This is a genomic window from Agromyces sp. NPDC058136, assembly GCF_042884375.1.
Taxonomy (GTDB): Bacteria; Actinomycetota; Actinomycetes; order Actinomycetales; family Microbacteriaceae; genus Agromyces.
Genome location: NZ_JBHVUA010000006.1, coordinates 217,722 through 227,860, shown reverse-complemented (window position 1 = coordinate 227,860; position 10,139 = coordinate 217,722). Strand labels below are relative to the sequence as shown.

At 71.4% G+C, this 10,139-nt stretch carries 9 protein-coding genes and 1 rRNA gene; all 10 read left to right on the top strand.

Annotated elements, in window-relative coordinates; genetic code table 11:
- Positions 1–94 (top strand): 5S ribosomal RNA (gene rrf / locus ACFVTX_RS16900); the annotation flags it as partial.
- Between the two features lie 153 nt (positions 95–247).
- On the top strand, positions 248–1,993 hold the full coding sequence (locus ACFVTX_RS16895; RefSeq protein ID WP_386902155.1) for a primosomal protein: 1,746 nt from the start codon (positions 248–250) through the stop codon (positions 1,991–1,993).
- Positions 1,968–3,002: an HAD-IIA family hydrolase gene (locus ACFVTX_RS16890; protein ID WP_386902153.1), complete on the top strand. Its 1,035-nt coding sequence runs from the start codon at positions 1,968–1,970 to the stop codon at positions 3,000–3,002. The genes ACFVTX_RS16895 and ACFVTX_RS16890 overlap by 26 nt, the downstream gene beginning before the upstream one ends.
- Before the next feature lie 39 nt (positions 3,003–3,041).
- Positions 3,042–3,233: a hypothetical protein gene (locus tag ACFVTX_RS16885; protein ID WP_386902151.1), complete on the top strand. Its 192-nt coding sequence runs from the start codon at positions 3,042–3,044 to the stop codon at positions 3,231–3,233.
- Positions 3,233–4,042 (top strand): TlyA family RNA methyltransferase, encoded by an 810-nt coding sequence (locus tag ACFVTX_RS16880; protein ID WP_386902149.1) that lies wholly within the window; start codon positions 3,233–3,235, stop codon positions 4,040–4,042. The genes ACFVTX_RS16885 and ACFVTX_RS16880 overlap by 1 nt, the downstream gene beginning before the upstream one ends.
- Positions 4,039–4,953 carry an NAD kinase gene (locus ACFVTX_RS16875; RefSeq protein ID WP_386902147.1) on the top strand — a complete coding sequence of 305 codons (915 nt, stop codon included), beginning with the start codon at positions 4,039–4,041 and terminating at the stop codon, positions 4,951–4,953. The genes ACFVTX_RS16880 and ACFVTX_RS16875 overlap by 4 nt, the downstream gene beginning before the upstream one ends.
- Before the next feature lie 24 nt (positions 4,954–4,977).
- Positions 4,978–6,678, top strand: a complete 1,701-nt coding sequence (recN, locus tag ACFVTX_RS16870; protein ID WP_386902145.1) for a DNA repair protein RecN — start codon at positions 4,978–4,980, stop codon at positions 6,676–6,678.
- A 126-nt stretch (positions 6,679–6,804) separates the two neighbouring features.
- Positions 6,805–8,514: a CTP synthase gene (locus ACFVTX_RS16865; RefSeq protein WP_386902143.1), complete on the top strand. Its 1,710-nt coding sequence runs from the start codon at positions 6,805–6,807 to the stop codon at positions 8,512–8,514.
- Positions 8,507–9,181 carry an NUDIX domain-containing protein gene (locus tag ACFVTX_RS16860; RefSeq protein ID WP_386902141.1) on the top strand — a complete coding sequence of 225 codons (675 nt, stop codon included), beginning with the start codon at positions 8,507–8,509 and terminating at the stop codon, positions 9,179–9,181. Before ACFVTX_RS16865 ends, ACFVTX_RS16860 begins: the two co-directional genes overlap by 8 nt.
- Positions 9,178–10,080, top strand: a complete 903-nt coding sequence (gene xerD / locus ACFVTX_RS16855) for a site-specific tyrosine recombinase XerD (protein WP_386902169.1) — start codon at positions 9,178–9,180, stop codon at positions 10,078–10,080. Before ACFVTX_RS16860 ends, xerD begins: the two co-directional genes overlap by 4 nt.
- The last annotated feature ends 59 nt before the right edge of the window (positions 10,081–10,139 follow it).

The window sequence follows — 10,139 nt, the reverse complement described above, 5'->3', positions numbered from 1 at the left end:
AACGCCCGGACACATTCCGAACCCGGAAGCTAAGACTCGCAGCGCCGATGGTACTGCAGGGGGGACCCTGTGGGAGAGTAGGACACCGCCGGACAAACATTACGAAGAGCCGCCCACCACGTGGGCGGCTCTTCGCAGTTAACGGGCAATCAGCTCCCGCACGGGGTGCGGTAGCCCCCTTTACAGCTCGCGGGCAGCCACCCGCAGTACGGTTGAGTCTGACGAGACTCCCAATGACAGGAACAGCGTGAGCGATTCGAGCCAGGACTCGGCCGACAAGAAGCGTCCCGAACGTGACCAGCGATCGGGCTACGACCGCGGCGGTGCGAAGAAGACGACGGGGTCTTCCGGCGACCGGGCTTCGAACGGCGAACGTGGCGGCAAGCGCCCGTACGAAAAGCGCGACGACCGCAAGCCCTACGGGGATCGCGGAGACCGCAAGCCGTACGGTGACCGTGCCGGCCGTGACGGCGGTAAGCCCTCCGGTGAGCGCAAGTCGTACGGCGACCGCCCCGAGCGCAAGCCCTACGGTGACCGCGACGGTCAGCGTTCCTACGGTTCGCGTGACGACCGCAAGCCCTACGGCGATCGGAAGCCCTCGGGGGATCGCTCCTCCTACGGCGACCGGAAGCCCTACGGGGACCGTCCCGAGCGCAAGCCCTACGGCGATCGGAAGCCGTACGGGGACCGGAAGCCTTCAGGCGACCGCGACGGTCAGCGTTCCTACGGTGCGCGTGACGACCGGAAGCCGTACGCCGACCGCAAGCCGTACGGGGACCGCGCCGGCCGTGATGACCGGAAGCCCTACGGTGACCGCCCCGAGCGGAAGCCGTACGGTGACCGCGACGGTCAGCGTTCGTACGGTTCGCGGGACGACCGCAAACCGTACGGTGACCGCGACGGTCAGCGTTCCTACGGTTCGCGTGACGACCGGAAGCCCTACGGTGACCGCGACGGTCAGCGTTCCTACGGTTCGCGTGACGACCGCAAGCCTCGCGGGCACGCCCCGCGTGCGGGCCAGGGGCGGGACGAGGCTCCTCGCGAGCGGTACGGCGCAGCCGACCTCGCCGTGCGCCCGCGTCACGATGACCCCTTCGTTCCCGAGCACATCGACCCGCGCGACCTCGACAAGGGTGCGCGTGCCGAGCTGAAGACGCTCAGCAAGGAGAACGCCGACTGGGTGGCGAAGCATCTCGTCGCGGCATCCGAGCTGCTCGACAGCGACCCTGAACTGGCGCACCGCCACGCGACCTCGGCTGCGCGTCGCGCAGGCCGCATCGCGGTCGTGCGCGAGACGCTCGCGATCACCGCGTACGCGACCGGAGACTTCGCCCTCGCACTCCGCGAACTCCGCACCTACCGCCGGATCTCGGGCAGCAACGACCAGTTGCCGCTCCTGGTCGACAGTGAGCGCGGCGTCGGACGCCCCGACCGCGCGCTCGAGGTCGGCCGTGCCGTCGACCGCAGCGAACTTCCCGCAGCCGTGCAGGTCGGCCTCGCGATCGCGATGTCCGGCGCGCGCCTCGACCTCGACCAGCCCGAGCTCGCGCTCTCCGAGCTCGAGATCCCGCAGCTCGACCCCGATCGGGCGTTCTCGTACAGCCCCGCGCTCTTCTCCGCCTACGCGGAGGTGCTCGAGGAGCTCGGCCGGAGCTCGGAGGCCGCCGAGTGGCGCGCCCGTGCAGCTCGAGCCGAAGCCGCGCTCGGCGGCCCTGCCGAGGCGGAGCTCGTCGAGATCTTCGAACTCGAAGAGGACGGCGAGCACGACGTTGCGGCCGTCGCCGAGCACGAGGCGCCCGAGTCGGACGCTGACGCTGACGCTGACGCGGACGCTGCCTCCGTCGAGGAGACGCCCGAGTACGCCGAGCTCGAGGACCCGGCCGACGTGCTCGAAGACGACGTCCGGGCGGTGCTCGCCGAGGGCGACACGCTCGACACCGACGAGGACTCGAGCGAGGGCGACGCCGATGGCGCTGTTCCGCACGAGGACTGAGCCGGCCACCCCGCTCGACGGCGTCGACGCGGTCTTCGCCGACCTCGACGGGGTCGTCTACGCCGGCGCGGGCGCGATCCCGTACGCCGTCGACAGCCTGAACCGGGTGAAGCCCGGGCGGGCCGTCGGGTACATCACGAACAACGCCTCGCGCAGCGATGCCTCGGTCGCGTCGCACCTCGCCGAGCTCGGACTCGACGTCGTGCCCGAGGAGGTCGTGACCTCGCCGCAGGCGGCGATGCAGCTGCTCGGCGAGCAGGTCGCGCCCGGAGCGCTCGTCATGGTGGTCGGCGGCGAGGGCATCGAGGTCGAACTGCGCAAGCGCGGCTATCGCGTGACCCGTTCGGCCGACGATGCGCCCGATGCGGTCGTGCAGGGCTTCACGCCCGAGATCGGCTGGAAGGACCTCGCGGAGGCCGCGTTCGCGCTCAATGCGCACGGCGGTCCGGATGCCGCGACCCCGGGGATCCCGTGGATCGCGACGAACATGGACTGGACGATCCCGGTCGCCCGCGGCATCGCGCCGGGCAACGGCACCCTCGTCTCCGCGGTGCACACCGCCGTCGGACGGTTCCCGCTCGTCGCCGGCAAGCCCGAGACGCCGATCTTCGAGGAGGCGAGCCGGCGCTTCGGGGCGCAGAACCCGCTCATGATCGGAGACCGGCTCGACACCGACATCCTCGGTGCGAATCGGGCGGGCATGGCGAGTGCCGTCGTGCTGACCGGCATCGACCGGGCGAAGCAGCTGCTCGCCGCCGATGCGAAGAGCCGGCCCGACTTCATCCTCGCCGACCTCCGAGGCCTGCACGAGCCGTACCCGAGCGTCGAACGAGGCCGCAACGGGCTCGTCCGCGTCCGCGGTGCGAAGGTGCAGCTCGCCGGAAACCGCGTCGAGATCGTGGCCGAGGGCGACGGCGGGCTCGACCTGCTGCGTGCGGCGTGCGCCGTCATCTGGGAGTCCGGCACCGCGATCCACGCCCTCGACGTGCCGACGCGCCTGTACGCCTGACCACCTGCCGGTGTCGGCGGAGCGGGGTAGCGTTGACTCGTGAGCACTGACGACGACACCGCGTTCGACCCCGACGAGAGCGCCACGACCCTCGGCGACGAGGCCCGCGCCGCTCTGGCCGACGTCGAAGAACTGCCGCTCGCCGAGCGCGCGCCCGCGTACGACGCGCTGGCCGCGCGCCTGCGCGAGGAGCTCGAGCAGTCCGACCCGGCCCGCGCTCCGCGTCAGTGATGGGCGAGCAACGCCTCGACGCGGCGCTCGCGGGCCGTGGGCTCGCAAGGTCGCGCACGCACGCGCAGACGCTCATCGCCGGCGGGCTCGTCACGGTCGACGGTCGCGCGGTCGTGAAGCCGTCGGCGAAGGTCTCCGACGACGCCGAGCTCGTCGTCGCGGCATCCGACCACTATGTGAGCCGGGCCGCGCACAAACTGATCGCCGCCCTCGACGCGTTCGCCGTCGACCCGGCAGGGCGCGTGGCGCTCGACGCGGGCGCCTCGACCGGCGGGTTCAGCCAGGTGCTGCTCGAGCGCGGCGCGCGAGCGGTGCTCGCCGTCGACGTGGGGCACGGCCAGCTCGCCCCCGAACTCGTTGGGGAGCCCGGCCTCGTGCTCGTCGAGGGCTGCAACGTGCGGCACCTGACGGCGGTTTCGCTCGCCGAGGCCACCGGTGTCGACGAGCGCCCCTCGCTCGTCACCGCCGATCTCTCGTTCATCTCCCTCACGACCGTGCTGCCCGCGCTCCGCGAGACCGCGGCGCCCGGCGCCGATTTCGTGCTGCTCGTGAAGCCGCAGTTCGAGGTCGGCCGCGGGGGAGTGCGCGAGGGGATCGTGCACGACGCCGCGCTGCGTTCCGAGGCGGTGATGAACGTGCTGTGGGCGGCGCACGACCTCGGCCTCGGTACCGCTGGCGTCTCCTCCTCCCCAATCGCAGGCTCGCACGGCAATCTTGAGTTCCTCGTGCATCTCAGCGCGTCGGCGGGGTCGAATCCGTCAGAATGGTCGAGTCGGGTCGACGAACTGACAAGAGGAGCGCACGGGTGAACGACGCACGGCATTTCCTCGTGGTCTCGCACACCGGCCGTCAGGCCGCGCTCGAGGCGACCGGTGCGGTCTGCACCCAGCTGCTCGGGGCCGGTGCCGTTCCGGTGATCGCCGCCGAGCACTGGGAGGACGTGCACGAGTTCGTACCCGCATTGAACGGCGGCGTGGTGCGCTTCGAGGACATCGACCCCGGGCGCATCGAGCTCGTCATCGTGCTCGGCGGCGACGGCACCATCCTCCGCGCGGCCGAACTGATCCGCGACCACCCGGTCCCGCTTCTCGGCGTCAACCTGGGGCACGTCGGGTTCCTCGCCGAGAGCGAGCGCGACGACCTCGGCTACACCGTCTCCCGTGCACTGGCGCGCGACTACACCGTCGAGGAGCGCATGACGCTCTCGGTGCGGGCCAAAGTCGGCGACGAGGTCGTCTACGAGAGCTGGGCGCTCAACGAGGCGACCGTCGAGAAGGCCGAGCGCGAGCGGATGCTCGAGGTCGTCATCGAGGTCGATCGCCGTCCGCTCTCCTCGTTCGGTTGCGACGGGGTCGTCATGTCGACACCGACCGGCTCGACCGCGTATTCGTTCTCGGCCGGCGGCCCGGTCGTGTGGCCGAGCCTCGAGGCCCTGCTGCTCGTCCCGCTCAGCGCGCACGCCCTGTTCGCGCGGCCGCTCGTGGTCGGGCCCGAGTCATCGCTCGCCGTCGAGATCCTGCAGCGCACCGAGACCTCGGCCGTCATCTGGTGCGACGGCCGTCGCACCTTCGATCTGCCGCCGGGCGCGCGCGTGATCGTGCGCAGGTCCGACGTGCCCGTGCGGCTCGCGCGCCTGCACGAGGCGCCGTTCACCGACCGGCTCGTGAACAAGTTCCAACTGCCCGTGACGGGCTGGCGGGGGCCCGCCGGTTGTGAGTGAGGTTTCGATGAGTGAGGGCGCCCGATGATCGAAGAGCTCGGCATCCGCGACCTCGGCGTCATCGCCGAGGCGACCCTGCCACTGGGGGCCGGCTTCACCGCCGTGACGGGTGAGACCGGCGCGGGCAAGACGATGGTCGTGACCGCACTCGGGCTGCTGCTCGGCGCACGTTCCGACGCCGGTGCGGTGCGCTCGGGAGCGAAGCAGGCGTGGGTCGAGGGGCGCTGGCTCGTCGCCGACGCGGGCGTCATCGCCGAACGGGTGGCCGACACGGGCGGCGAGATCGAGGCCGGCGAGTTGCTCCTCGGGCGCTCGGTGTCCTCGGAGGGGCGCAGCCGTGCCGTCGTCGGCGGGCGCAGCGCCCCGGTCGGCGTGCTCGCCGAACTCGGCGACGAGTTGGTCGTGGTGCACGGCCAGGCCGACCAGCAGCGTCTGCGTTCGGCGGTCGCGCAGCGTGACGCCCTCGACCGATTCGCGGGGCCCGCGCTCGCCTCGGCGCTCGACGAGTACCGCACGGTGTTCGAGCGCTGGCGCGCCGACGCCGCCGAGCTCGCGCGACTGCGCGACGAGCACGACGCGAGGGCGCGCGAGGCCGAGGCCCTGCGTGCCGACCTCGACGAGATCGAGGCCGCCGACCCGCAGCCCGGCGAGGACACCGAGCTGCACGAGCGTGCCGAACGCCTCTCGAACCTCGAGGAGCTGCGTCTCGAGGCCGCGCAGGCGCGGGCGCTGCTCTCGGCCGACGAGGTCGTCGACGACGCACCCGACGCCGTCACGCTCGTCGAGGCGGCGCGCCGTCACCTCGAACGGGTCGTCGCGCACGACCCGGCGCTCGCCCCGATCGCCGAGACCCTGACGAACGCCGGGTTCCTGCTGGCCGACGCCTCGGCCGAGCTCGCGGGCTATCTCGCCGGTCTCGACGCCGACGGCGCCCGCGAGCTCGAGGTCGTGCAGGAGCGACGGGCCCTGCTCGGCGCGTTGATCCGCCGTCACGGCGGCGAGCTCGACGACGTCCTCGCGTTCCGTCGCGACGGCGGCCTGCGGCTCGTCGAGCTCGACGGCGACGACGATCGCATCAGCGGGCTCGAGGCCGCGGTCGAGGCATCCGCCGTCGAGGTCGACCGGCTCGCGACGCTCGTCACCGAGCAGCGAACCGAAGCCGCCGGCCGTCTGGCCGACGCCGTCACGCGAGAACTCGCGGCCCTCGCGATGCCCGATGCCTCGCTCACGGTCGGCGTCGAGCCGGCCGCCGAGCCCTCGGTGCACGGTCGCGACCAGGTCGCGATCCTGCTGAGCCCGCACCCCGGAGCCGAACCGCGTTCGGTGTCGCGCGGCGCCTCGGGCGGCGAGCTCTCGCGCGTCATGCTCGCGATCGAGGTCGTCATCGCCGGCACCGACCCCGTGCCGACCTTCGTGTTCGACGAGGTCGACGCGGGTGTGGGCGGTGCCGCCGCCATCGAGATCGGGCGCCGACTCGCCCGGCTCGCCGAGCGCTCGCAGGTCATCGTGGTCACGCACCTCGCGCAGGTCGCGGCGTTCGCCACGAACCATCTGAGCGTGGTCAAGGGCACCGACGGCGCAGTGACCGCGTCGAGCGTCAAGCAGCTCGTCGGTGCCGAGCGCGAGGCCGAGATGGCGCGGCTGCTCTCGGGTCTCGCCGACTCCGAGAGCGGGCTCGCGCACGCGCGCGAACTGCTCGAGATCGCCGCCGAACGGGCCGCCTGAGACGTCGGCCGGCGGCCGAGCACACCGGAGCCGCAACGGCTCGGAACGACCGAGGAACGAACGAAGGGGGAACGCGTGGGAGAGTTCGGGGAGAGCGCTCGGGAACGTGGGTTAGAATATAAGCCCGTGGTGGATGAACGCGGCAGCGCGCTGAACAGCGCAGACATTTCCAACGGCACGACCAAGCACATCTTCGTGACTGGTGGTGTCGTTTCCTCATTGGGCAAGGGCCTCACGGCCGCGAGCCTGGGCAACCTTCTGACGGCCCGCGGTCTCCGCGTCGTCATGCAGAAGCTCGACCCCTATCTGAACGTCGACCCCGGAACGATGAACCCGTTCCAGCACGGCGAGGTCTTCGTGACCGACGACGGCGCCGAGACCGACCTCGACATCGGTCACTACGAGCGGTTCCTCGACATCGACCTCTCGCAGGCGGCGAACGTCACGACCGGCCAGATCTACTCGACGGTCATCGCGAAGGAGCGCCGCGGCGAGTACCTCGGCGACACGGTGCAGGTCATCCCGCACATCACCGACGAGATCAAGCGCCGTATGCGCCTGCAGGCGACCGAGACGCCGAAGCCCGACGTGATCATCACCGAGATCGGCGGCACCGTCGGCGACATCGAGTCGCAGCCCTTCATCGAGTCGGCCCGCCAGGTGCGCCACGAGCTCGGCCGCAAGAACGTGTTCTTCGTGCACGTCTCGCTCGTGCCGTTCATGGGCGCGTCGGGCGAGCAGAAGACGAAGCCCACCCAGCACTCGGTCGCGGCCCTCCGCTCGATCGGCATCCAGCCCGACGCGCTCGTGCTGCGCAGCGACCGTCCCGTCACCGAGGCGAACAAGCGCAAGATCGCCCTCATGTGCGACGTCGACGAGGGCGCCGTGGTGAACGCCGTCGACGTGCCCTCGATCTACGAGATCCCGACGATGCTGCACGACCAGGGCCTCGACTCGTACATCATCGACGCGCTCGACCTCCGAGAGAAGTCGGCCGACGTCGACTGGTCGAGCTGGAGCGACCTGCTCCGCGTGGTGCACGACCCGAAGCACGAGGTCACGATCGGCCTCGTCGGCAAGTACATCGACCTGCCCGACGCCTACCTCTCGGTGACCGAGGCCCTCCGCGCTGGCGGTTTCGCGAACGATGCGAAGGTCAAGATCGAGTGGATCCCCTCCGACGAGTGCAAGACGCCCGAGGGTGCGCAGAAGCACCTCGCCCACCTCGACGGCATCTGCGTGCCCGGCGGCTTCGGCGTGCGCGGCATCGAGGGCAAGCTCGGCGCGCTCCACTTCGCGCGTGAGAACGGCATCCCGGTGCTCGGCCTCTGCCTCGGCCTGCAGTGCATGGTCATCGAGTACTCGCGCAACGTCGCCGGTCTTCCCGGCGCCTCGTCGAGCGAGTTCGACCCCGACACCGAGTTCCCCGTCATCGCGACGATGGAGGAGCAGGTCGAGATCATCGCGGGCGGCGACCTGGGCGGCACCATGCGCCTCGGCCTCTACCCGGCGGTGCTCGGCGAGGGCAGCCTCGCGGCCGAGCTCTACGGCGCGACCGAGGTGAGCGAGCGTCACCGCCACCGCTACGAGGTGAACAACGCCTACCGCGACCGCATCGCCGAGGCCGGCCTCGTGTTCTCGGGCCTCTCGCCCGACCGCAACCTCGTCGAGTTCGTCGAGCTGCCGCGCGAGGTGCACCCGTTCTACATCGCGACGCAGGCGCACCCCGAGCTGCGCAGCCGACCGAACCACGCGCACCCGCTGTTCCGCGGACTCGTCGCCGCGGCGATCGAGCGCCAGGAGGCCAGCCGGCTGTTCGACGTCGAGAATGCCTGAACACGCTGACGCGGTCGTCGGCGGGCAGGGAGACCTGCTCGCCGACGACCGCGTCGAGCTGCCGATCCTCGCGAGCGAGCGGGTGTTCGAGGGACGGGTGTGGAACATCCGCCGCGAGACCGTCGCGCTCGACGACGGCGAGATCGTGCGCGAGTTCATGGACCACACCGGCGCCGTCGGCGTGCTCGCGATCGACGAGCACGACCGGGTGCTGCTCATCAAGCAGTATCGGCACCCGATCCGCATGCGCGACTGGGAGATCCCGGCCGGGCTCCTCGACATCGAGGGGGAGGACCCCCTCGTCGGCGCGCAGCGCGAACTGGCCGAAGAGGCCGACCTCGAGGCATCCGACTGGGCGGTGCTCGCCGACTTCGCGACCTCGCCGGGCGGCAGCGACGAGATGATCCGGGTGTATCTGGCGCGCGGTCTGCGGGCGGCGCCCGAGGTGCACGCCCGCGAGGCCGAGGAGGCCGGCATCGAGGTGCGCTGGGTGCCCCTCGACGAGTGCGTCGACGCGGTGCTGGCCCGTCGAATCCACAACGGCCCGATGTCGATCGCGGTGCTCGCGGCGTTCGCGGCGCGGGCGCGGGACTGGCAGGGCCTCGGCGAGGCGGATGCCCCGTGGCCGAACCGAACCCCGCCGGTGCGGGGCGCGACGGGGTCATGACGACGGCCGCGCTCGTCGACGGGTACCTGCGGCACCTGACGGTCGAGCGCGGGCTCGCGCGCAACACGATCTCGTCGTATCGGCGCGATCTCGCGATCTACAACGATTGGCTCGACGCCAGGGGCACCGCCCCCGCCGCGGTGCGCGAGACGGACCTCGCCGACTTCGTGCGCTTCCTCGGCGCCGAACGAACGCCGGCGCTCGCGACGTCGTCGATCGCTCGCGTGCTCTCGGCGGTGCGTGGCCTCCATCGGTTCCTCGCCGAGGAGGGCGAGATCGAGGCGGATGTCTCGCGCGAGGTGCGGCCCCCGAAGCTGCCGGCCCGCCTGCCCAAGGCGATCCCCGTCGAGGACGTCGAGGCGCTCATCGAGGCCGCCGGCGGCGAGGAGCCGACGCAGCTGCGCGACCAGGCCCTGCTCGAGCTGCTGTACGCGACGGGCGCCCGCGTCTCGGAGGCGGTCTCGCTGAACGTCGACGATCTCATCGACGACGAGGTGGTGCGGCTCTTCGGCAAGGGGGGCAAGCAGCGCATCGTGCCGCTCGGGAGCTTCGCGCGGCGGGCGATCGACGCGTACCTCGTTCGGGCGCGGCCGGTCTTCTCGAGCCGCGGGCAGGCGACCCCGGCGCTGTTCCTCGGCGTGCGGGGGCGGCGCATGTCGCGCCAGGCGGCGTGGGACGCGATCACGGCGGCCGCCGAGACGGCCGGGCTCGAGGCATCCGTCTCGCCGCACACCCTGCGCCATTCGTTCGCGACTCATCTGCTCGAGGGAGGGGCCGACGTGCGCGTCGTGCAGGAGCTGCTCGGGCACTCCTCGGTCGCGACGACGCAGATCTACACGCTGGTCACAGCCGATACACTCCGGGAGATGTACACGGCAGCACACCCTCGTGCTCGCTAGAATCGACCAAGCATCGAACCGGTCGGGCGATTCCCGACCACCGCCTCGGCCCAGGAGAG